At 43.7% G+C, this 23,051-nt stretch carries 19 protein-coding genes; 11 read left to right on the forward strand and 8 right to left on the reverse strand.

Going from position 1 to position 23,051, the window contains the following annotated elements:
- Positions 1-341 precede the first annotated feature (341 nt).
- Positions 342-1,097: a creatininase family protein gene (locus IM462_RS07515; protein ID WP_287702458.1), complete on the reverse strand. Its 756-nt coding sequence runs from the start codon at positions 1,095-1,097 to the stop codon at positions 342-344.
- Positions 1,098-1,166: 69 nt separating this feature from the next.
- Here IM462_RS07515 and IM462_RS07520 point away from each other — a divergent pair, with 69 nt between their 5' ends.
- The 3 genes from IM462_RS07520 (at position 1,167) to phoU (ending at position 4,060) form a co-directional block, all read left to right on the forward strand.
- Positions 1,167-1,922, forward strand: coding sequence for a response regulator transcription factor (locus IM462_RS07520; protein ID WP_287702460.1), 756 nt, complete (start codon positions 1,167-1,169; stop codon positions 1,920-1,922).
- A 47-nt stretch (positions 1,923-1,969) separates the two neighbouring features.
- Entirely contained in the window at positions 1,970-3,271 is a 1,302-nt protein-coding gene (locus tag IM462_RS07525; protein ID WP_287702462.1) for a sensor histidine kinase, read from the forward strand.
- 120 nt (positions 3,272-3,391) lie between these two features.
- Positions 3,392-4,060: a phosphate signaling complex protein PhoU gene (gene phoU, locus IM462_RS07530; RefSeq protein ID WP_004162161.1), complete on the forward strand. Its 669-nt coding sequence runs from the start codon at positions 3,392-3,394 to the stop codon at positions 4,058-4,060.
- 47 nt (positions 4,061-4,107) lie between these two features.
- On the opposite strand, the gene IM462_RS07535 is transcribed toward phoU, so the two are convergent.
- A complete protein-coding gene (locus IM462_RS07535) occupies positions 4,108-4,977 on the reverse strand; it encodes an ABC transporter permease (protein ID WP_287702465.1) in 870 nt (289 codons plus the stop codon).
- Between the two features lie 313 nt (positions 4,978-5,290).
- Between IM462_RS07535 and IM462_RS07540 the strand changes: the two genes are divergently transcribed.
- From IM462_RS07540 to IM462_RS07560, 5 genes are all read left to right on the forward strand, one after another.
- On the forward strand, positions 5,291-5,767 hold the full coding sequence (locus tag IM462_RS07540; RefSeq protein ID WP_002747620.1) for an NAD(P)H-quinone oxidoreductase subunit N: 477 nt from the start codon (positions 5,291-5,293) through the stop codon (positions 5,765-5,767).
- Positions 5,768-5,969: 202 nt separating this feature from the next.
- Entirely contained in the window at positions 5,970-7,412 is a 1,443-nt protein-coding gene (gene gltX, locus IM462_RS07545; RefSeq protein WP_287702467.1) for a glutamate--tRNA ligase, read from the forward strand.
- A gap of 252 nt (positions 7,413-7,664) precedes the next feature.
- On the forward strand, positions 7,665-8,747 hold the full coding sequence (locus tag IM462_RS07550) for an ATP-dependent 6-phosphofructokinase (protein ID WP_287702469.1): 1,083 nt from the start codon (positions 7,665-7,667) through the stop codon (positions 8,745-8,747).
- Positions 8,748-9,497: 750 nt separating this feature from the next.
- Positions 9,498-9,752 carry a type II toxin-antitoxin system RelE/ParE family toxin gene (locus tag IM462_RS07555; protein WP_287715025.1) on the forward strand — a complete coding sequence of 85 codons (255 nt, stop codon included), beginning with the start codon at positions 9,498-9,500 and terminating at the stop codon, positions 9,750-9,752.
- The gene (locus IM462_RS07560; protein WP_287702473.1) at positions 9,749-10,006 is read left to right on the forward strand and encodes a helix-turn-helix domain-containing protein; all 258 of its coding nucleotides are present in this window, start codon (positions 9,749-9,751) and stop codon (positions 10,004-10,006) included. Before IM462_RS07555 ends, IM462_RS07560 begins: the two co-directional genes overlap by 4 nt.
- On the opposite strand, the gene IM462_RS07565 is transcribed toward IM462_RS07560, so the two are convergent.
- Positions 9,966-10,865: an ROK family protein gene (locus IM462_RS07565; protein WP_287702475.1), complete on the reverse strand. Its 900-nt coding sequence runs from the start codon at positions 10,863-10,865 to the stop codon at positions 9,966-9,968. The genes IM462_RS07560 and IM462_RS07565 overlap by 41 nt on opposite strands.
- A gap of 292 nt (positions 10,866-11,157) precedes the next feature.
- Here IM462_RS07565 and IM462_RS07570 point away from each other — a divergent pair, with 292 nt between their 5' ends.
- Together IM462_RS07570 and IM462_RS07575 are read left to right on the forward strand one after the other, a co-directional pair.
- On the forward strand, positions 11,158-11,649 hold the full coding sequence (locus IM462_RS07570; protein WP_287702477.1) for a DUF29 domain-containing protein: 492 nt from the start codon (positions 11,158-11,160) through the stop codon (positions 11,647-11,649).
- A 13-nt stretch (positions 11,650-11,662) separates the two neighbouring features.
- Positions 11,663-12,154, forward strand: a complete 492-nt coding sequence (locus IM462_RS07575) for a DUF29 domain-containing protein (RefSeq protein WP_287702479.1) — start codon at positions 11,663-11,665, stop codon at positions 12,152-12,154.
- A 9-nt stretch (positions 12,155-12,163) separates the two neighbouring features.
- On the opposite strand, the gene IM462_RS07580 is transcribed toward IM462_RS07575, so the two are convergent.
- The 5 genes from IM462_RS07580 to cobN form a co-directional block, all read right to left on the reverse strand.
- The gene (locus IM462_RS07580) at positions 12,164-12,544 is read right to left on the reverse strand and encodes a DUF7682 family zinc-binding protein (protein ID WP_043998006.1); all 381 of its coding nucleotides are present in this window, start codon (positions 12,542-12,544) and stop codon (positions 12,164-12,166) included.
- A gap of 206 nt (positions 12,545-12,750) precedes the next feature.
- Positions 12,751-13,803 carry a phosphotransferase enzyme family protein gene (locus IM462_RS07585; RefSeq protein ID WP_287702481.1) on the reverse strand — a complete coding sequence of 351 codons (1,053 nt, stop codon included), beginning with the start codon at positions 13,801-13,803 and terminating at the stop codon, positions 12,751-12,753.
- A 283-nt stretch (positions 13,804-14,086) separates the two neighbouring features.
- A complete protein-coding gene (locus tag IM462_RS07590) occupies positions 14,087-14,758 on the reverse strand; it encodes a DUF4276 family protein (RefSeq protein WP_287702483.1) in 672 nt (223 codons plus the stop codon).
- Between the two features lie 4 nt (positions 14,759-14,762).
- Positions 14,763-16,046, reverse strand: coding sequence for an AAA family ATPase (locus tag IM462_RS07595; RefSeq protein ID WP_287702485.1), 1,284 nt, complete (start codon positions 16,044-16,046; stop codon positions 14,763-14,765).
- Positions 16,047-16,120: 74 nt separating this feature from the next.
- On the reverse strand, positions 16,121-19,738 hold the full coding sequence (cobN, locus tag IM462_RS07600; protein WP_287702487.1) for a cobaltochelatase subunit CobN: 3,618 nt from the start codon (positions 19,736-19,738) through the stop codon (positions 16,121-16,123).
- A gap of 453 nt (positions 19,739-20,191) precedes the next feature.
- On the opposite strand from cobN, the gene IM462_RS07605 reads away from it, so the two are divergent.
- Positions 20,192-22,393 carry a hybrid sensor histidine kinase/response regulator gene (locus IM462_RS07605; RefSeq protein ID WP_287702489.1) on the forward strand — a complete coding sequence of 734 codons (2,202 nt, stop codon included), beginning with the start codon at positions 20,192-20,194 and terminating at the stop codon, positions 22,391-22,393.
- The last annotated feature ends 658 nt before the right edge of the window (positions 22,394-23,051 follow it).

Genomic DNA, 23,051 nt, shown 5'->3' on the forward strand with positions numbered 1-23,051 from the left:
TGAGGTGGCCAATTACCTAATTTTTAGGGAAAAAGTCCCGGAATTTTCCCCCTGATCACTCCCATACCTGGTACTTTTTGATTGACAAAAAGTCTAAAAGTTTTACCCAACAAGGTTTTTAGATTTATTCAGCAAACCCTATTTAAGTTTTCTTTCTAAGTGGGTGGGGGTTAAAAATTGTTCAGATCTGCCCCTTATTAAGGGGGATTAAGGGGGGATCGGCACCCCCCTTATCAAGGGGGGCAGGGGGGATCAAAGACAAAATCTATCTTCAATTTAATTGAAACCACTTACTTAGGGTTACAGTTAAATTATTCTGGGTCTTGGTGGCCTGGTCACTATCACTCGGACACAGTACAAGAGAGCCATTCCAGATAAGTATTACTCAATTCTTTCACAGCCAATTCATAGAACCTCTGACCGTGTTCGGGAGTCGCTAAAGCAGGATTGGAACCCATACGACCATCGGGGTAGTTTTGGCGAAAATTAGCCGCACCGTAAATACCATGACCAGAAGCCACTTTTTCGGATAAAAAGGCGTTTTTAAGGCTCTCAGGGTAAAGATACTGAGTTAACGCCACTTCGCTCGGTGTAGCGTGGGAACCTTCCTGATCTCCATACAATTCTTTGGCTAAAAGATAAACTTCTCGCACCATAAACCAATTGGCCACTTGACATTTAACCTCGTTTGTGTTAGGTAAATTGAGGGAATCCAAATGATAATAGGTTTCCGAAAAAGCGGCTTTTAGGGTGGCAATATTGCCCCCGTGACCATTGATAAAGAAAAATTGACGAAAACCAGCTCTAGCTAAACAAGTCACATAGTCGAGGATGACTTGAATCAAAGTGCTAGGACGAAGACTAATTGTACCAGGGAAAGCCGTGTGATGTAGGGCCATACCGACATTTAAGGTGGGTGCTACCATTGCTCGTACCTGTGTCCCTACTCCTTTAGCGATCGCCTCAGCACATAGAGCATCTGTACCAATAAGTCCCGTCGGCCCGTGTTGTTCCGTGGAACCAATGGGAATAATAATTCCCTGAGATTGTTCTAGATAGGATTCCACCTCTAACCAGGTGGATAACTGTAATAACATTCGGCTTTACCCCCCCGAGTGCAGGTTGACCAATTGAGATAAAATTAGGACGAATAATCAATTATTTTTATGTTAACCCTTGACACCCCCCCCTTGTCGGCGAGTACGAATTTCGTTCCCAATCATCGAATTTTAATCGTTGAAGATGAAGAAGTGATTCGGGATATGATTATTTTGGCTTTGGAAGAAGAAGGTTACGAGGCTCTCGGTGTTAGTGATGGTCGCGCTGCCCTAGAATTACTGCAAAGTCAAGAATCTAGTAATCACGGTGAGTCTCGTTTTGATTTGGTCGTTTTGGATTTAATGTTACCCCAAATCAACGGTCTTGATATCTGCCGTCTGTTGCGCTATCACGGCAATATTATCCCGATTTTAATCTTAAGTGCTAAGGCCAGCGAAACCGATCGAGTTTTGGGTTTAGAAGTGGGTGCCGATGATTATCTGACTAAACCCTTTAGTATGCGCGAATTAGTCGCTCGTTGTCGCGCTCTCATTCGTCGTCAAGGATTTACTTCCCTAGCTGCTGCTCCCGTGCGAAAATTCCGCGATGTTTTTCTCTATACCCAGGAATGTCGGGTGACGGTGCGAGATGAAGAAATTAACCTTTCTCCTAAAGAATTCCGTCTCCTCGACCTATTTATGAGTTATCCGCGCCGAGTTTGGTCAAGAGAGCAGTTAATTGAACAAATTTGGGGACCAGATTTTTTAGGAGATACCAAAACCGTCGATGTTCACATTCGCTGGTTACGCGAAAAACTAGAAATCGATCCCAGTCAACCAGAATACCTGATTACTGTACGCGGTTTCGGTTATCGTTTTGGCTAGGTGAGCGATTATATTTTCCCGATTAGCGATCGCCGCTCGCGCAGACAATGACTATTTTCGCTTTTATTTTCGGAGTAGTTTTAGGTTTGAGTATTTGTTACTGGCAAGTCTCACGCTTAAATAGAGAGTTAAAGCGAAATCTAAGCGCTCTCTCGGATTCGGTGGATTTGTCGGCCTCTTTTCCCGTTACCTCCCTAGTGCGTCGAGAATTACAGTTTCTCTCCCAAAGTCTGCAAGAGCGAGAAAAAAGCTTAGAAATTCAGAAATCCTTGCTAGAACTAGCGCCGATCGCCTATCTTCATATAGATGCCGATAATCAACTACTCTGGTGCAATCAACAGGCAATTACCCTCTTAAAACTCGATCGCTGGCAGCCAGATCAGGTACGTCTGCTGCTGGAATTAGTGCGCTCCTACGAATTAGATCAATTAATTCAAGAAACTCGCCAAAAACAGAGTCCACAGGTGCAAACTTGGACTTTTTACCCGACTAATTATCCTGTCACCCCTATTAGCGATCGCCAAGTGATTGCTCCTAAATCGATTGCCTTGAAGGGTTACGGTTATCCCTTGCCAGAAGGTGAAATCGCTGTATTTATCGAAAATAGACAGCCTTTAGTGGAATTATCGCAAAATCGCGAGCGAGCTTTTTCTGACTTAACCCACGAGTTACGCACTCCCTTAACCTCCATTTCTCTCCTTACCGAAGCTTTACAAAAACGCCTCCAAGCTCCCGAAAGACGCTGGTTAGAACAAATGGGGAAAGAAGTGGAGCGTTTGAGTCAATTAGTCTGCGATTGGCTAGAAATCAGTGAATTACAAGCGGATGCGGGGCGATCTTTACAATACCAGATGATTAATCTAGAGGACTTAATCACCGCTGCTTGGCAGACTGTCACCCCAATAGCCGCCCAAAAACAGATTAGCTTAGATTATTCCTCTCCGGTGGATTGGACGGTAGAAGTTGATCGTTCTCGTCTGCTGCAGGTTTTCCTGAATCTCTTTGATAATGCCATTAAGTATAGTCCCGATCAGGGGAAAATTCGCCTAGAAATTCGAGAAATATCCGATACTATCGGGGAAAAATGGCTGAAAATTGACGTTATCGACAACGGGAAGGGATTTAATGAAGCGGATCTACCCTACGTTTTTGATCGCCTCTTTCGTGGTGATCCTTCCCGCACCCGTCAAAAACAAGGCACAAAGGATTACAGTACCGGTTTAGGTTTATCGATTGCCAAAGAAATTATTCAAGCCCATGGCGGTTCGATCGTCGCTCAAAATGATCCTAACACCGGGGGCGCTCGCCTACAAGTCACTCTCCCCCATCAAAAAAAGGAGGTGGGGTGATGGGTGTGGGGTGTGGGGAGAAAAAAAATCTGTCAAGTTCTCTAGACAACTGTGCAAAATCTAAAATTTTCTTGTTATGACTGTAGAGAAAGAGTAGTTTTATGTTAAGCGAATCTGACCGTGAGCCTATCCAAAGAAACCAATCATCGCGATCGCACCTATTTCGCTCGTTCTCTCCAGCGATTGGAACAGGATGTGCTGAGAATGGGAACCTTGGTCGAAGAATCCTTTCGTCTTAGCCATCAATCCCTCTTTGCTAGGGATTTGGAAATGGCGAAAAAAATCGCCCCCCTCGATAAGGAAATCGATCGCTACTATCGTCAAATCGAGTTAGATTGTGCCACTCTCATGACTCTACAGGCTCCCGTAGCCCAAGATTTGCGGCTTTTAAGTGCTTTTATGCAATTAGTGCGCGATTTGGAACGTATCGGCGATTATGCCAAGGATTTAGCCGAAATAGCGCTCAAGTTATTCGCCTATACTCCCCACGATTGTATGAGTGAGATCGAGGCTATGTCCCACCATGCTCAGTATATGTTAGCCACGAGCCTGGTTGCTCTGGCTGACCTCGATCAAGAAGCAGGTCCAAAGGTCAAAGAACTAGATAATACAGTCGATCGAGCCTATGACTATCTCTATCACACTCTCGCCCATCAAAGAGATATTAAGGGTGTGGTGGAACCGATCCTGCTGATGGCTTTACTAATCCGTCATCTGGAACGCATGGCCGATCACGCCACCAATATCGCCCAAAGGGTATCCTACATCGTTACCGGACAGAGAGGCTGAGGATGCGGGGTCCTGAGTTGATTTCTCTCGAACTCTGGCCCGCGCTTTTAGCGTTTACGACTCAGGGGGTTAAAAATTTCACTTAACCCCTCTCCCAAGAGGGATAAACCCACCACCATCGTGGTCATTGCTAATCCGGGGAATAAAGTGGTCCACCAGATGCCTGTAGATAAATCCGCCAAAGCTTCCTTGAGATCATGACCCCATTCCGGCACTTCTTCTGGTAATCCTAAGCCTAAAAAGCCTAAACCGCCTAAAACCAAGATCGCATCCGCCGCGTTGAGGGTAAAAAGAACTGGGACACTCTGGACGACATTAAAGAAAAGATATTTTGATAGTATCCGGCCTGGACTAGCACCGATCGCTCGTGCCGCTTCGATAAATAACTCATTTTTAACGCTGGCGGTTTGATTTCTGACCACGCGAAAATATTGGGGAATATAGGCAATACTAACAGCGATGGCTACATTGACGATACCACGACCCAAAACGAAGGCCAGAGCCACCGATAATAATAACCCCGGCAAGGTGTAGAGGGTATCCATGAGAAAGAGGAGAACGCGATCGATCTTACCCCCCAAATAACCGCTAATTAGTCCTAAAGGAACCCCGATGACTAAAGATAATCCTGTGGCCAAAAATACCACGGACAAGGCCGCTCGCGCCCCGAATAGGGTGCGGGAAAAGACATCATAACCGCGCACATTCGTCCCGAACCAATGGGCAAAACTGGGGGCTTGTAGGGGATAATTGCTTAAAATGTCGGTTGGATCCTGAATCAGTCCGAACGCTTGCAGAAGGGGCGAAAACAGGGCAATCAGGATAAAAATAATTGTCAATACCAACCCAACTCCTAGGAGTTTAGTGGTTAGGTTGGGTTTCAGAAAAGGATCGATCGGCAATTTAACAGGAGTCATCGACAAAATTTAGCCATTGCATAGAACGCTAATTGTAGAAGACAAGGCTAACCTGAGACAAGAGCAGTGTTTTTTTCAGACAGCTGGGGCCGAAACGACCATAAACCAGAGCAAGACTGCTAAAGCTAAAACAGTTAGTTTAATGAGGATATAAAGCAGTCCGTTGGGATAAAGGAGATCGTGAAACATATTGCCTCCTTGGGAGAGTAGCGATTGTCCCTCTCTATCTTTGATCCTAAGTCTTTTTCTGTTCACTTGACGCACAACTTAACAAAACGTGCGATTATAGGGAAAAAGATTTTTTTTACTAGCTATGGCACTACTGACCACAGGAAAACCATTTATTCGCGATCTGGAACAATACGGTGCTTTAGGTGTTTACGCACCCTTAGAAGGGGGTTACGAGGGACGCTATCAAAGACGTTTACGGGCCACTGGTTACAATGTCCTGCATATCACCGCTAGAGGTCTAGGGGATTTAAGTGCCTATCTTACCGGCATTCATGGAGTCCGTCCCCCCCATTTAGGTAAAAAAAATATCGGTCGGGAAGCAGCCGTGGGACCGGTTTATTTTATTCCTCCCATTGCTACCTATCAATTGGAAAATTTACCCCCCAAATCTAAAGGTTTAGTGATTTGGATTATTGAAAGTTTTGTTTTATCCTCGGAAGAAAAACAATACTTAATTAATCTTAGTCAACAGGAACCCCGGTTAAAATTTGTCCTCGAATTGGGTGGGGAAAGATATTTCCGTTGGCAACCTTTGAGCAAATCTTTAATCGCTGCCTAGAATTATCGAAATAACAGGGTTATTGAAAGCTCTCCCCCTCAACCCCTCTCCCCGGAGAGGGAAACTTCATTTATTGAGAGTTTGTTGTTCCTCCCTCACCCTTTGGTAGCTATTCATTTAATTTTCTTAATTTTGCCAGTTGACCTAGGTGAATTTGCCATAACATGGGATATCGTTGCCGCAAAAACCTAGGAGTTAGATCGTGACAGTAAGAGTTCGTATTGCCCCCAGTCCCACGGGAAATTTACACATTGGAACAGCGCGCACAGCCGTGTTTAACTGGCTTTTTGCCCGTCATCACCGGGGTAAATTTATCTTGCGCGTGGAAGATACAGATTTAGAACGTTCTCGACCAGAATATACGGAAAATATTCAAGCGGGCCTACAATGGTTAGGACTGAATTGGGATGAAGGTCCTTTTTTTCAAACTCAACGCCTTAATTATTATCGTCAGGCCATTCAAACCCTGCTCGATCGAGGTTTAGCCTATCGTTGTTATTGTACCCCGGAAGAATTGGAAAAAATGCGGGAAGAACAAAAAGCCCGCAATCTTGCCCCCCGTTACGATAATCGTCATCGTTATCTCACCCCCGAACAACAAGCGCAATTCGAGCAAGCGGGAAGAAAAGCAGTAATTCGTTTTATTATTGACGATGATCGAGAAATTATTTGGCAGGATTTAATCCGAGAAAAAGTTATCTGGAAAGGTAGTGATTTAGGTGGCGATATGGTGATCGCTCGTACCCCAGAAAATGGGGAGGAAAACTTCGGTCAGCCTCTCTATAATTTAGCGGTAGTTGTTGATGATATTGATATGGCAATTACCCATGTTATTCGTGGGGAGGATCACATCGCTAATACGGCTAAACAAATTCTTTTATACGAAGCTTTGGGGGCAAAAGTGCCGGAGTTTGCCCACACTCCTTTAATCTTAAATCAGGAGGGTCGCAAGTTATCTAAACGGGATGGAGTTACTTCGATCGATGATTTCCGAAAACTGGGTTTTCTGCCGCAAGCTTTGGTTAATTACATGACTCTCCTCGGTTGGACTCCTCCCGATTCCACTGAAGAAATTTTTACCCTTGAAGCGGCCGCTGAAGTGTTTAGTTTAGAACGGGTAAATAAAGCGGGGGCAAAATTTGACTGGACTAAATTGGATTGGATTAATAGTCAATATCTCCATCGTTTAACCGGTGAGGAATTAGTGCCTTTACTTCTCCCCTACTGGCAAGAAGCAGGGTATAATTTTGCTGCTGAAACCGATCGAGCTTGGTTGATCGGTTTGGCTACTCTCATCGGTCCGAGTTTAACTCGTTTAAGCGATGCTGTCGCTGAAAGTCGTTTACTTTTAACCCCTCTGGCTAATTATAATCAGGAGGCTTTAAGTCAATTACAATTAGAGGGAGTTAAGGATATTATCAAGGATATTCTCGCCGCTATTACTCCCGATTTGACCGGAGAAGTTGCTAAGGGAATTGTGGAGACAACCACTAAAACCCATCGGGTTAAAAAAGGTCTGGTGATGAAGTCTCTGCGGGCCGCTTTGATGGGGGAGTTACACGGTCCGGATTTAATGCAGTCTTGGCTACTTCTCAATCAAAAAGGTTGGGATCTATCCCGTCTTCAACAAGCAGTAAATAGTTAAATTGATTGGCTATCAGTTATCAGAAAATTTCTTGTATATTAGGGTTGACAAATGCCCTAAGATTGCTATATACTTTCTAGTATAATGGGAATCCGTGTCGCCCTGCATACCCTGCTCGTGATCGATTACTGAGGGGACGGGGGCGGATTTTTCCCCTAGCTGTCAGGGACGATCTAGAAACTTTCTTAATTTTCAGGCATTATCCGCAACTTTTCCCTAAATATAGATTTGTTAATCTCCTGACAAAAACCTATGGGTGAAAAAAAACGAATTGGAATTCTCACCAGTGGTGGCGACTGTGCGGGTTTAAATGCCGCCATTCGTGCCGTTGTACACCATGCCAGTGGCAATTATGGCTGGGAAGTGGTGGGTATTCGAGAAGCAACTAACGGATTAGTTAGCCGTCCCCCAAAAACCACTATCTTTGATATTGAAGGAGTCGATCGCCTGTTGGTGATGGGAGGAACAATTCTCGGTACTACCAATAAGGGGGATCCCTTTGCTTTCCCGATGCCGGATGGAACCCTGATCGATCGCTCTCAGGACATCATCGACGGCTATCATAGTCTGGGACTGGATGCCCTGATCGGCATCGGTGGCGATGGTAGTCTGGCGATTTTGCGCCGTATTGCCCAACAGGGAGGCATTAATCTGATCGGTATCCCCAAAACCATCGATAATGATGTGGGAGCTACAGAAGTCTCCATCGGCTTCGATACAGCTACTAATATCGCCACAGAAGCCCTCGATCGCCTCCATTTTACCGCCGCTAGTCATAACCGGGTGATGATTCTAGAAGTTATGGGTAGAGATGCCGGCCATATCGCTCTGGCTGCCGGCATTGCGGGGGGAGCCCATATCATTCTCATTCCCGAAATTCCCTACCGATTAGAGAAAATCTGCGAGAAGATCCGGCAACGGCAGCGTCTGGATAAACAGTTTTCTCTGATCATTGTCTCCGAGGCTGTGCGTACCGAAACTGGCAATCGCCTAGTGCAAAAGGAAGCCCTAGGAGAAGATCGTCTCGGGGGTATCGGTCGCTATTTAGCCGAAGAAGTTGCCAGGGAAACCGGGGCCGAAACGAGAGTGACTTTCCTGGGCCACATTCAACGGGGGGGCATTCCTTCTCCGATGGATCGCCTACTGGGGGCGGCTTTTGGCGTGGCGGCCGTGGATCTGATCGCCAGGAGGGAATTCGATCGCATGGTGGCCTGGCAAAATCGGCAAGTGGTCAGTGTTCCCATTGAGGAGGCGATTAAAACCTATCGCGTCGTCGATCCCGAAGAAACTTTAGTCAAAACCGCCAGGGGTTTGGGTATTTGTCTAGGGGATTGAGATTAAATCTAGGGGAATCGGTGCGAGAATTAATCCTTAAGTATCGCCCTTTCCCCACTGATTAAAATTACCAATCAAATAAAGAAGTTATTTCACCATTAAGATAACTGCTGTAATTAACTCCCTTTATGGCATAAAATGACAATATTTATTAAATTTTACCCTATCGATCCAAAAAATCTTTTTCTACCACAGGAAACTACTAAAGCTTTGTAAAGCAACGCTCGCTTGAGCTTGAGTCGGAAAAAATAAAAAAGGAATGACTAGAGTAGAAACGGCGGCTAAGTTTTTGAGCATTCTAACTTCTCTTTTTTGCTAAATATTTTAAGTGCGATCGCCCTATAGCACCCAAGTAAAGCAACAACCCAACCCAGTACAGAAGGCAGATAGCAAAACTATACACATTTACACTTAAATAACTGTATTAAAAGCTACAATTTAATAAATCTTTACATTTCTCTCCCTCATGGCTGACGCTAGTATCTGCGCTACTTCCTTGTCAGCATCAGGATTTTCAGCGATTTTGGGATTTTCAGAATTATTGGATGACGATGTAAAATAATACACCACCAATGCCGGGCGATATGGAATCACTACACTCCGAAGGAAATGCGATCGCTAAAATATTGAAATGTTTCCTTAAACTGATTATTATATGAAAGAGATTGTTTTCTATTGTACCCAGTCAGGAGCCAGCCCCGTTGAAGATTTTTTAAATTCTCTGTCTGGAAAACAAGCTCAAAAAGTTGGGTGTTACGCTTAATTCAGGAGTTAGATTCTGTGCCGAGTCAATACCTGAAAAAATTAGTAAATACTGATGATATTTGGGAAGTGAGGGTTCAGATTGGCAATAATATATTCCGTCTGCTGGGCTTTTTTGGAGAAAGTGATTTAATGATTTTAACAAACGGAATTTGCCAAAAAGACTCAAAAAACACCATCCTAAGAGATTTATTTGGCAGAGCAACGAAAACGAGACTACTTAAACAGGAGATTCGACGATGAGTGATGTGGAACAATATATTAACAGGAGAAAACAAACTGACAGTCAATTTTCCCAAGGCTTCGAGTCTGGTTATCTCAGTTTCAAGCTGGGAGTTATATTAGCGCAGGCAAGAGAAGAAACTGGACTGACCCAGGAAGAATTAGCGCGTAAGTTAAATTGGGATAAAGCAACAGTTTTCAACCTAGAAGAGAATGTGGAATCTGTCGGTATTTCTACTTTCTGGGAAGGTCGATTAATTGCCAAGCTAATTTAGCGGCTCCCACCATCCCGGCGCGATTACCCAACTCGGCCGTTAACACCTCTAATCCTTCTCTGGAACTAGGTAAAACCCGTCTTTCGATTTCTGTGAGGAGAGAGGGAAAGAAAAACTTAGCACTGGCGCTAATACCGCCGCCGATAATTACCGCCTCTGGGGTGAGAACATAGAGTAAACTGGCGATACCAGCCCCCAGTAAACAACCGTAACCCTGCCAGAATTCTAAAGCCTCTCGATCGCCTTTTTCGGCCAATTCCGCCAATTGCTTCGGTTCTTTGCCGGTCATCCGGCGAATAGCTTGCAGGGAGGCGTATTGTTCCAAGGAACCCTGATTACCGCTATTGCACAATGGACCGTCAAAATTGAGGGTTATTAAGCCTAATTCTGCGGCTGTTCCCTTACTGCCCACAAATAAGTTACCATCGAGGATAATTGCCCCTCCTACTCCCGTCCCCAAAGTTAACAGGATCAAGTTTTGAAAGCGTTTGCCCGCTCCTAACCAAGCTTCTCCCAAACCGGCACAATTGGCATCATTGGCTAAAATTGTCGGCATTCCCGTGCTTTCTTCTAACCAATCGGCCAAGGGAATATCCCGCCATCCTGCCAAATTAATCGCTATTTTGGCAATTCTTCCCTGAGCATCCGCCGGCCCCGGCGTTCCCACACCGATGGCTTGACAACTTTTATCTAAATTTACTTGACAAATGCCTTGATGTATGGTATGGGCGACTTCTTTGGGTGTAGCGGGTTGGGGAGTGGGCAAGGTGAGAGATTCGAGACAATTGCCCTCTTGGTCAAATTTACCAATTTTAATCGCAGTTCCACCTAAATCGACACCTATTACTGTTTTCACCATCGGGCTTTCCTTGTTACTCTGGGAATAGCTAGGTTTATTATCACTCTTTTTGGCGGTTTTTTCGCGGTTAGATGTGATCGAGAGGATAATTCGGCTAAACCGGCAAGACTAGCTGATTGATTAGCCCAAATTTCTCCTATACTTTGGACACCGGCAGCTTAACTCCTGATTTTTCCCCATTTTTAAGTAGGTAGGCGTTAAAAATTATCCGATGCCCCCCTTATTAAGGGGGGATTAAGGGGGGATCGAAGCTAAAATCCATTTTTAATTTAATTATAACCAGCTACTTAAAATGATGAATATTACCATCCCAAATCTCTACGATAGCGATTATCAGCTTTGGTTAGAAAATACTATCAACCAATTGCGTCAAGGGGATTTTCAAGCGGTAGATTGGCCGAATTTATTAGAGGAGTTAGCGGATTTGGGAAAAAGTGAACGACGAGCATTAGAAAGTTTATTAACTCGACTTTTAGAACATTTACTGAAGTTAACTTACTGGCAATCCCAACGGGATTATAATCAAGCTGGATGGAAAAAAGAAATTCGCAATTTTCGGATTCAGATCAAAAAAATTCTCAAAGATAGTCCCAGTTTAAAGTCCTATTTAAGGGAAATTTTGCCGGAATGTTATCTCGATGCTTGCAATCTGCTTATTGACGAAACCGAATTAGATGCCAGCATTTTCCCTCTGGAAGTGTTAGCTAGTATCGAGGAGATTCTCGATCAAAATTGGCTGCCGGATTGGGAATCTATCAGCAATGATTCTGAAAAGTGCAATTAAGGAGTAAAAAATCATGAATATTACTATTTCAAATCTCTACGATAGCGATTATCAACTTTGGTTGGAAAACACTATCAATCAATTGCGTCGGGGGGATTTTCAAGCGGTAGATTGGCAGAATTTATTAGAGGAGTTGGCAGATTTGGGGAAAAGTGAACGACGAGCATTAGAAAGTTTATTAACTCGACTTTTAGAACATTTACTGAAGTTAACTTACTGGCAATCCCAACGGGATTATAATCAAGCTGGATGGAAAGGGGAAATTAGAACCTTTCGGAAACAAATCAAGAAATTACTGAGAGATAGTCCCAGTCTCAAACCCTATTTATCCGAGATACTTGAGGAATGTTACAGCGATGCTCGGGAGATAATTATTGATATAACCCAATTAGATGCCAGTATTTTCCCGGGGGAAGCATTAGCTAGTCTAGAGGAGATTCTCGACGAAAATTGGCTGCCGGATTGGGAAGCTATAAACAGCGATAAATCTTCTGAGGTGAACTAAAGATTAGCTTCACCTACCCGGTTTACAGACATTATAGTCCTCGTGAGAGATCACCGCCTCTGGGACGAGGAGATTGCCGTAGTCGCGACAGATGAGGCGATAATTGCGGGTAACGGGGATACTGATAATAAAGCGATCGTGTCGCAATCGTTTACCGTGGAAATCTCGATAATTGCGGTGATCTTGCAATCCTTGCAGGATTTCCCTAGCTTTAAGTACCACATTTTTCGGTAATTCCCGCAGATCGATCGGATCCTGGGAAAAAGTGGCTTCCCAAGCATTTTTTTGACGTTTTCTTTCTTCCCAAGCGGCATCTAGTTGAGCGCAATGATGGCAGACTTGGCCATAACCCTTGTGACCACAGGGAAACTTCTTCTTTCTTCTGGACATAATACCATCTGTCTGTAAGGCTGTGAGAGACTATTCAAGAGCGGTAAAGCTTGCTTCACTTTTGGCAGATGGAGAAGAAAGTCTTTACCTAGTGATTATCTATACTTACCAGCATACAGGGATCGATACCTCGTTTGGTCATTGACCAGCAAGAAAGTTGATCTTGGTTAGTTAGGGCCTGCTGTCACCAACAGGATTAAGGCTGCTTAGAATAATTCCCATTCTTGGGTTCTTAAACGTTTGAGAATGGCCAAACGGCTACTAAAATAATTGGCGCAGAGACGACTATAATCGGTTAAACGCAGATTATTTAAGCTAATTGACCAAGACCAAATATAGGCCGCTTGGGTGAGATACTGAAGACAAGATAATTCGCCATCGGTTAAAGGTACTGTTTGATCGTAGCCTTGGATAAAAGCATGGCGAACCTGGCGATTTAAGCCGGATTGTAGGGAAACTTGCAGAAATTTAGCGATATCAAAAACTCGCCAACCATAACCGCACTGATCAAAATCAAATAGGGTCATCTGATTATCAGGGGTGATATGCACATTACCACTATGAGGATCGCCCCAACAAATGCTCCAATAGGGAGATTCTGTCGGTAATTTAGCGGTTTCTTCCTCTATTTCCCCAATGGTTTCTAAAACACAGTCTAGGTCGCTCGGTCGTTGGTGCAGAAAAGGTGCGATAATTTGCAGGGAATCGTCGAGAAGATATTTGAGGTTGAGGGGATGACGATAGGCTAGGGTTTGAAAATCTGCTGTCACCCGATGTAAATTAGCCACGATCGCCCCTAAATGATAGGCTTGTTCTATATCTATATCCCCAATAGCAATTCCTCCAGGGGCATAGGGAAAGAGGACGGCGTAACGTTTCCCTTCCGGGGCATTAATTTCTACGGATAAATCACCGTTTTTGCTGCGAATTGGGGCGGCGACGGGAACCTGAGAGCGATCGAGATAATCTAATAATTCTAACTCGAAGTCGATTTCCATTTTGCTGCGCCAATGGCAGTGAGATACGCGCAAAATGTAGGGAGTTGTCAGGGTTTCGAGGAGATACACATCACTTAAACCCCGATGCCAAAATTGACAATTTTTCGGTACATCAATCTCGTAACGAGAAAAAATCAAATCTGCTAGGGCAGCAGGAGCCAGAGTCGAGTAGAGTGTGGGAAAAGTCCATTCCCGGGTCTGAAAATTAGTAGCGGGAGAACTAGAAGGCAGTAAATTGAGCGAAGCCAGAAAAGTCGTCACGGTTCCCTCCCGATGCAAGTATGGACAACGCTCGCATCATCCTATTTTATAGGCCACATATATTACAAATTGGTTCGATCGCTCCGTATATTTCGCTACATTCCTCTGTTAATCAGTCTTTAAGTAGTCAGGCAAAATTAATTACCGACCACAGAGGGCTGAAAGCCTTGCTAGACAAGGATCGCTATGGGTAAATAATTTTACCCAGATACTTGATATCCCCTACTGCCCGCTCTCGACGATTATTTTAAATGCCTAAAAGTTGAGCCTGAAAAAATATTGCTTATCTTGATTCTTCCTGACTGAGATGACGTAGTTTATCTCGAAAATAGCCAAAACTGGGCGATCGATTAATATCCACATTCATCTGAGGAGAAATATTTTCTGCCCAGACTGTTTTCTCTTGACCCACAGAAGCTCCACCTAACTTAGATAATTGTTTCGCTCCACCTTTATATACAGCATCTGCCAGTTTTTCCCAAGTACCACAGATACTATCATTAATATAGGAATCCAAGATAGCACTTTTGGCCTGGGGATAAGCAATTTTTATGGCATTAATATCACCTAAATACCAAGCTTCTCCTTCTTCAATAGCAATACAAAAGTAAATTTGGGATTGGATAGCAGATTTTTCCAGACAATTGCTTAATTCCTGTCGAAATTCTCGAAAACATCGATTATCCAGATCGCAAACCACAATCAGCACAGCAGCATAATTATCAGGGTAACTAGAAAAAGTTTTATCATATCCTTGAATCAGTTTAGGTAGTCGCTCAAGAAGAATCCGTTTACTAGGATCGGAAACAGACTGTAAGTCTCTGGGAATATGACCACTGCCTTTATAGGAATGAACCCTAAATGTATGACCTGCATTCATGTCAATAATCTTAGGAATTAGAATATCAAGTGCTTTTTTTCCCGACAAATCCTCGACCAAAATTTCAAAGTGCATGACCTTATCTCTCATCTAAGTAATCACTATACCAAAGACTACCAAGGGGCAATCCTTCTGAGACGAGATTCTTAATTAAAGGATTGTCACTAGCCCGTTTAATCCGAGAAAAACCATCATCACCCTTTTCCAGAATCCAAACTTCTTCTGGCTGGAGAGCATCAACAAAATAAGGTTGATGAGTGGTGATAAAAATTTGAGAACGTCCTCTCTGTCCTGTGGCGTGTTTTCTAAATTCTTGAGCCAAGGTTTCTAATAGTTTATGGTATAAGCCGTTTTCTGGCTCTTCAATACAGATAAATGGCGGTGGAGAAGGGTCTTCTAACAGTAAGAGATAGGCGAATACTTTTAAAGTACCATCGGACATTTGCTGTACATAAAATGGGTCTTGGAATCCCCGATCATTAAATTTTAATAGTAGTCGATTATCGGGACTTTTTTCGGTGCTAATTTTTTCTATACCCGGTATCTTACGAGAAATACTATTAAGTATATTCTGAAATTTCTTGGAATGCTCTCTTTCCATAAACTGCACCACATTACCGAGATTATCTCCATGGATATTGAGATGTTTCTGGGGTCCTGCTAGGGGCAAACTTCTGGCCGCATCGGGAGTAAAATAGCTGAGATACCATCCCTCAATAAATCTCCGAAATAGGGAAATTCTCGGATGCTGTTTGAGAGAACCTAACGTAGCAATTCCTAGTTTCCGCTTATCATTCAGTTCCACTAACTCCCCCCCATCCTCATCAGCTTCTCGTTGAATTTTTTCTATTAACTTAAGTAAATCAAAATGGTCTTGACCTTCTTCTACTTGTTTCCCTTCTTCTTCTCCTTTCCAGACGATTCCTTTCCCTTCATCGAGGATTAAAAATGAAAAAGGCCATCCGGTCTTTTGACCTTTTCTTCTCTGTCTGAGTCTTTCTTTTTTTACATAAGGTCTATTATCGGTATCTAGATCAATAGCTAATTCATAGGTAATTGGTCGGGAATTGTAATCTTCTTTGTAATAAATCTGAAATTCAATGCTTCCTTCCTGACCCTGGGAACGAAGACGCTCAAACCCGCCCCGACCTCGCACATCACAAGCTTCTTCTACTCCTCCTTTAAGACAATCAGATAAAAAACCGAAGGCATCAAAAAGTGTGCTTTTTCCCACACCATTTTTGCCGATAACGGCCGTCATCGGTGTCAGAGAATCTCGATTTTGAGTGTTCCATAACTTGCCCAGGGTTATATCCTTGAGCGCTCGATAATTTTTAATCCTCAATCCCTCAATTCCGGCCATTATTTAGTCCCGTTTCTCATTACTAAAGTAATTTGAGCAATTTCTTGATAGATTGATTCTAGACCAGTTATCAATTACTGACCCGATTCGATCGCTCCTTCGGCCTCATGGACAATTGCCCTCAATCGATCTAAAGTTTTCTGGTCCACCTGGGTCCATAATCCCCGTTGTTGAGCCTCTAATAATCTTTCGGCCATATCTCGCAATGCCCAGGGGTTTTTCTCCTGAATAAATTGTTGTACCTTGTGGTCAAATAAATAAGCTTCGGCTACCCCCTGATAGATAAAATCCTCCACCAGATGAGTAGTGGCAGAGTAGGCAAAAATATAATCTACGGTCGCAGCCATCTCGAAAGCGCCTTTATAGCCGTGTCGCATCACTCCCGCTATCCATTTGGGGTTTACTACTCGCGAACGGTAAACGCGGCGAATTTCTTCCTCTAGGGTTCTGATGCGGGGATTTTCCGGACGGGAATGATCACCAAAATAGGTGACGGGATTTTTGCCGGTTAATGCCCGGACACTGGCAGTTAAGCCGCCTTGAAATTGATAGTAGTCATCGGAGTCGAAAATATCGTGTTCCCGATTGTCCTGATTGTGCAGCACTATCTCTAATTCTTGCAGTCTATTTCTCAATACTTCCGGTAAAGAATGGGCAGTTCCTTGGCTATCATAGGCATAACAACTCCAGTTAATATAAGCATTAGCTAAGTCTTGATCATTTTGCCAGTTTTGTGACTCGATTAACCCCTGTAAACCGGCCCCGTAAGCACCCGGTTTGCAGCCAAAGATTCTGGCAGTAGCTCTCAGTTTCGCCTCTTTTTCTCCTAAGCCCTGACTTAGCCAAAACTCCCTCTCTGTCTTCACTTTCGCCGCTAAAGGATTAATTTTTTCTTCTTCCTCTTGACAAGCTACCGCATTTATGCCAGAATTAAGAAGATGTAGTATGCTGGGGAAACTGTCCCTAAAAAAGCCCGATACCCGAACAGTCACATCAATACGAGGACGGCCTAAGCTAGACGGGGTAAGGATTTCAAACCCGACTACCCGACGGAAAAAACCATCCCAAAGGGGACGAATTCCCAGTAAAGCCATGGCTTCGGCCACATCTTCGCCACTATTTCTCATCGTCGAAGTTCCCCAGATAGAAATCGCCAAAGTGCGGGGATATTCGCCATTTTCTTGGGTATAACGTTCAATTAGTGCCTCTGCGGCCTTTCTTCCCACTTCCCACGCGGTTTCTGTGGGGATTGCGCGGGTATCGACGGAATAGAAATTTCTGCCGGTGGGGAGAACATCAGGACGGCCGCGGGTAGGAGCGCCAGAAGCACCACTGGGGACGTATTCGCCAGCGAGACCTTTTAAGAGATAGGTAAGTTCATCGGGGGTTTGTTTTAAAGCAGGAATTAACTGATTTTCTAGCCAAACCAATTCTTTTGCCGTATTTTCGCCTACAGGTTCAATTTTCTGGCTAATTAAATCCTGAGCGAGACTTTCCAGATAAGTAGTGGTATCGTTATATTCCGTCAGGGGGTCGCAGTCGAGATGGAGGTCAAGGGCGATCGAACGGGTTAAACCGGGGCGGTCGGGACTGGGAGAACGGGCGATCGATTGGATTAAATCAATTAACTGCTGACCCTGGGGACATTGACCGAAGATATGTAAACCGTCGCGGATTTGTGCTTCCTTGAGTTCACAGAGATAACCATCCACGACGGTGAGAAATTGACCAAAGGAGGCGCTAATCGTGCCTAGCTCTCGATCGAGATTAGTTTTCGCCACCAGATCGTTAATCCGCTCGCGAATCAGAACTAAACGAGAAGGATCAAGAGATTCTGCCTGATAATATTCATCGATGAGAGACTCTAACTTTTCCCAATCCCCATACAATTCCGCTCGCGTCATTGGGGGGGTGAGATGGTCGATGATAACAGCTTGGGAACGTCTTTTAGCGCTGGACCCTTCTCCGGGGTCATTGACAATAAACGGATAAAAATTCGGCAGCGACGAGAAAGCAATTTCGGGATAACAATTGGGAGAAAGAGCGAGACTCTTCCCGGGTAGCCATTCTAAATTGCCGTGTTTACCGAGATTAATCACAGCAGTGACTTGGAATTCCTGTCGTAACCAATGGTAAAAAGCGAGATAGCTGTGGGTAGGTTCGAGGTCGGGGGAATGATAATTAAGAGTCGGGTCAAGGTCGTAACCGCGAGAAGGTTGAATACCGATAAAGACATTACCTAACTGGATGCCGGGGATAGGAAAATCCCTGTCTGGATGTCCCCAACGGTCAAGCAGAGCGCTTTGATTATCGGGGGGAAGGGAGGAGAAATAATCTAGATATGCTTCTAGGGAGAGAGATTGATAGATAGGTTTTAATTCCCTTGTCTCCAAGTCATTAGTGATACCGGAAATAAGCAATCGCATTAATTCGTCGCTATGGTCGGGGAGGTCGGTGAGGGTATAACCTTGTTTTTGTAATGCGCGAAGAATTTCCAGACCACTAGCGGGAGTATCTAAACCGACTCCGTTAGCGATACGACCATCCTTATTCGGATAGTTGGGGAAAATGAGAGCAATTTTTTTCTGGGAGTTGGGAAGGGAGGAGAGTTGACAATAGTTTGCGGTTAAATCAGCGACAAAATCAACCCGGTGGGGGAGGGGTTGATAGATAACTATTTCCGTTTCTAGTTTGGGATGTCGGGTGAGGACAGATTTAAAGGAAATAGCGCGAGTGATAATTTTGCCATCCATTTCTGGTAAAGCGATATTCATGGCCACATCCCGGGGGGAAAGACCTTGATAACCCTGTTGATAAGCTTCTAAACTGCTGCTGCTGAGGATAACTTGGAAGATGGGTTTATTGAGAGACTGCCAGAAGTGATGATTTTGTTTGTCTTCTGGTCGTTGGATAGAGAAGCTAGTGGTATCGAGAATTAAGTCTGGGGGATGGTGGGAAAAGAGGGTTAATAGTTCCTCTTGCACTTCGATTTCCCGGAGAGAGGAGAGAAAGATAGGGACAGTTTCAATGTTTCTTTGGGTGAAAGCGCTGATTAAAGCATCGATAGCTTTGGTATTACCTGCGAGATAATGGGAACGATAGAAAAGTATCCAAGTCCGTGCTTGGGGTTGGGATAGGGTTGTCTGGGAATAGATTCCCAACCTAGGGACAACCCCAGGAGGAGAGGGAGGATAGTCGAGATGGAGACAGGTATGCGCGATAAATTTAGCAGCATTAATCCAGTTATCTATCCCTGCTTCCGTGAAATAGCACCATAACTGGTTAACAGTAGTCAGGGAAGCAGTGGAATGACTCATCAACTCTAAATCCGGTTTATCCTCTCCTGGGAGGACAAATAAAGTCGCACCAGTTTCCTCGACAATTTCCTTAACTACTTCCAACCCGTAGGACCAACTCCCCCGTCCCCCCAATAAGCGAAGAATAATCACTCTTGCTTGGGATAGTACCTTGTCCCCATAGTTATCGATACTGTATTGCTGCTGTAACTGCGATAAATTCAGGGCGCGAATTGCGGGAAAATTATCGGGTAGATGGTCGATAGCTGCCGCTAGAGTTTGAATATCGGTATCAGCCATGGTGAGGAGAACAATCGGGGCCGGATTTTGGTCAATAATAATCACCCCTTCGGTATCTGCTGTCCAACCACCCGCTTGGGGAGCAATACGGTGCATAAGTTTTGAGAGTCAGGTTAAATAATGATTAGGTTTTGAGAATCAGGGTCTCGATCGAGGGATCATTCTTAGGTAGATAGAGATGATTATATCTGTCTGCGGCAATTTAAAGAATAGGGAATAGGTGTTAGGGGATAGGGGATAGGGATTAAGAAAAATCTTCACTAAAACCCCAACCCCAGTCCCCTTACTGATGACTGGGAAGTGGGAAGTGGGAAGTGGGGAAGTGGGGAAGTGGGGGAAGTGGGGGAAGTGGGGAAGTGGGGGAATTTCAACTAAAACCCCAAAACCCTAAAACCCCAAAACCCTAAAACACCAACACCCTAAAACCCTAAAACCCCAACACCCCACCACTCTATCTCCTGCCTCCTGCCTTCTGCCTTCTGATAACTGATAACTGATGACTGATGACTGATAACTGATAACTGATAACTGATAACTGATAACTGATAAATGAATGCTTCTCCCGCTTATGTTTGCTGTCAAGTGTTGTCATCTACTCACCTCCAACAAATTCGTTCTTGGTGGGGACAGTTGGCAATACAGGTGACAGCGCCGAGGATTAGTCTCAGTGAAAGAGAGCTGCCCCTAAAGACGGGGGAAATCTATCAACTCTTGCTTTCCACTGACCTACAAGCTTTATTGTTAGCCAGTCCCCAAGCACATAACTTTGAGTACGAAGTCCGCATTAGTTTTGAAGCGAACACGATTAAAAATTTTCTGCAAGGACTGTCCGTCAAGTCTCTCCACAACCCAAAAATTCAGCAGGGTTATCAAATTTTAAATCTGCCTCTATCCAATAATGTCAGCAGTTTTCAAAATAAAATTTTAGTCAAAATTCTCTCGATAATTTCTTCTCCGTCTGCTGAGGGGGGTTGTCCCCGCATCTTCTCTGTATGTCAACCGGTGGAAGCTGCCCTATCCCAACAAATCGAACAGGAAAGATTATTAAACCAAGTCATCACCCAAATGCGTCAGAGTCTGGAGTTACCGGTGATTCTGGAAACCGTAGTCAGGGAAGCGCGAGAGTTTCTGCAAGTGGACCGATTGTTAATTTATCAATTTTTCCCCGGTATCGGTGAGGGAAAGGGAAAAATAACTTCCGAGTCGCGCATTTCTGACCAGATAAATTCGGTGTTAAATTTAACCCCCGAAGACGATTGTTTTTCCTATATTCCCCAATACAAGGAAAAGTATCGTCAAGGATTAATTCTGGCCGTGGATGATGTGGATGTTAACTATTCTTCTTCCTTCTGTTTGTCGGAATTTTTGCGACAACACCAAGTGCGATCAAAATTAATCGCCCCGATTGTGGTACAAGAAGAATTATGGGGTTTATTAATTGCCCATCAATGTGGAGAAAAACGCCGATGGTTGCCAGAAGAAAAGAAATTTTTAGGTCAGATTGGTGAACATCTCGCCATCGCTATCTATCAAGCGCAATTATATTCTCAAGTACAGGAGCAAAAAGATATTTTTGAACGCCGGGTAATAGAAAGAACCCAAGAATTACAAGATACTTTAATGGCCGCAGAAGCCGCTAACCTCTGCAAAAGTGAATTTTTAAATAATATTAGTCATGAGTTATTAACTCCCCTAACTTGTATTATCGGTTTGTCCAGTACCCTGCAAAAATGCTCGGCAGCCAATAATTTTTTACCCCCCGACAAACAAAAAAACTATCTAAAAGTTATTCAGGATAACGGCAATAAACTATTAGAATTAATCAATGACTTGCTTAATTTCTCGCAAGTTTCGGCAGGAAAAGCCGTTTTAGATATTAAACAATTTTCGCTAAAATACCTCTGTAATCACGTTTTAGAAATTATCAAAACAGAGGCAGAAATTAAAGAAATTAATCTAATTTTAGAGATGAAAATCACCGAAAAAGAGCATTATTTTTACGCCGATTATGATCGAGTTCAGCAGATACTTTTGTACTTGTTAAAAAATGCCCTGAAATTTACCCCCGAACAGGGTGCTGTCACGCTGAGACTGTGGAAAGAAGGCAGTCAGGTCATTTTTCAGGTAGAGGACACGGGCATCGGCATTCCTGCTCAAAAAATACCGCTTCTGTTTGAAAAATTTACCCAGTTGGATGGCTCTCGTAAACGTCGTTATGGTGGTGTGGGATTAGGATTGGCTTTAACTAAACAATTAGTGGAACTCCATCGCGGCACGATCGAGGTAGAATCTTGCTTAGATAAAGGTTCCATCTTTACCGTCCGTTTACCTCAACAAAAGCCCCCTAAATCTCAACCCCAACCCTCGGATCATAATCCCCATTTTAATCACCACCATCCCACTATAGTTTTAATTGAAAGTGACGAAGAAATCGCCAATCTTATTTGTGAGTTATTGATGGTGGCACATTATCAAGTTATTTGGTTAATCGATAGTGTCTCCGCTATCAAAAAAATTGAGATCGTGCAGCCAAGTATTATAATTGTCGATCAAAAAATGCCCGATATATATCATCTCTGTCATCTCTTAAAAAAATCCAGCCAAACTCAAGCCAGTAAAGTGCTAATCTTGAATGATACCCCCGAAATCAGCGTTAATTTCCTCGGTCGTCATGGCATTGATGACTATCTGCTCAAACCGATTCAACCCTCCCTATTGTTGGAAAAAATCCGCTATCTAACCGCTTTATAAGTGGGGTTTGCGGCAAAAAGTTTTTCGGTGCGGGTAGGGGTGTGGGCTTCGGCCGTGAGCTCAGCCGAACGGGTGTGGGGTGTGGGCTTCGGCCGTGAGCTCAGCCGAACGGGTGTGGGGTGTGGGGTGTGGGGAGAAACAATTCATAACTTGAGAGTTAATCACACTATTAAAAAGGGATTTGGTATCATTTTTGTCAATCTACTAATTTGGGATTTTTCAGGGGAAACTTTCTCCTAAAATTGGGTGTGTTACTTTAGACCTCTTGCATAAATCCGAAAACAAACGATAGAAACAATAATGGGAGGGACTTTCAGTTAATTATTTATTAGTAGTTGATAATCTTCAAAAATGTTGCTGTACAAGGATCGACTTAAGACTTTTGCAAGAGGTCTTTTCAGTTTTATCACTCAATCCAAGCTTTTGGGGGGTTCTACCCCCCAAACCCCCCGCGCATTAGGTTAACTGTGAGATGCTTAGACGCGATTGTTCATATTTTTTTACCAATTTCAGAGTCACTAGATCTCTTGCATAAGTCTAGACAAAATAGGATAAAATAGTCCAAGAGTTAAGATTGAAAGATGACTTACGAACAAGTAAAAACTTTAAAGCCAACAGAGTTCAAACGCTTGTGTGGCGTGTATCCAGATACATTTAA

Origin of the sequence: Microcystis sp. M144S2, assembly GCF_020246065.1 — a bacterium.
In the GTDB taxonomy this organism is placed as follows: Bacteria; Cyanobacteriota; Cyanobacteriia; order Cyanobacteriales; family Microcystaceae; genus Microcystis; species Microcystis ichthyoblabe_A.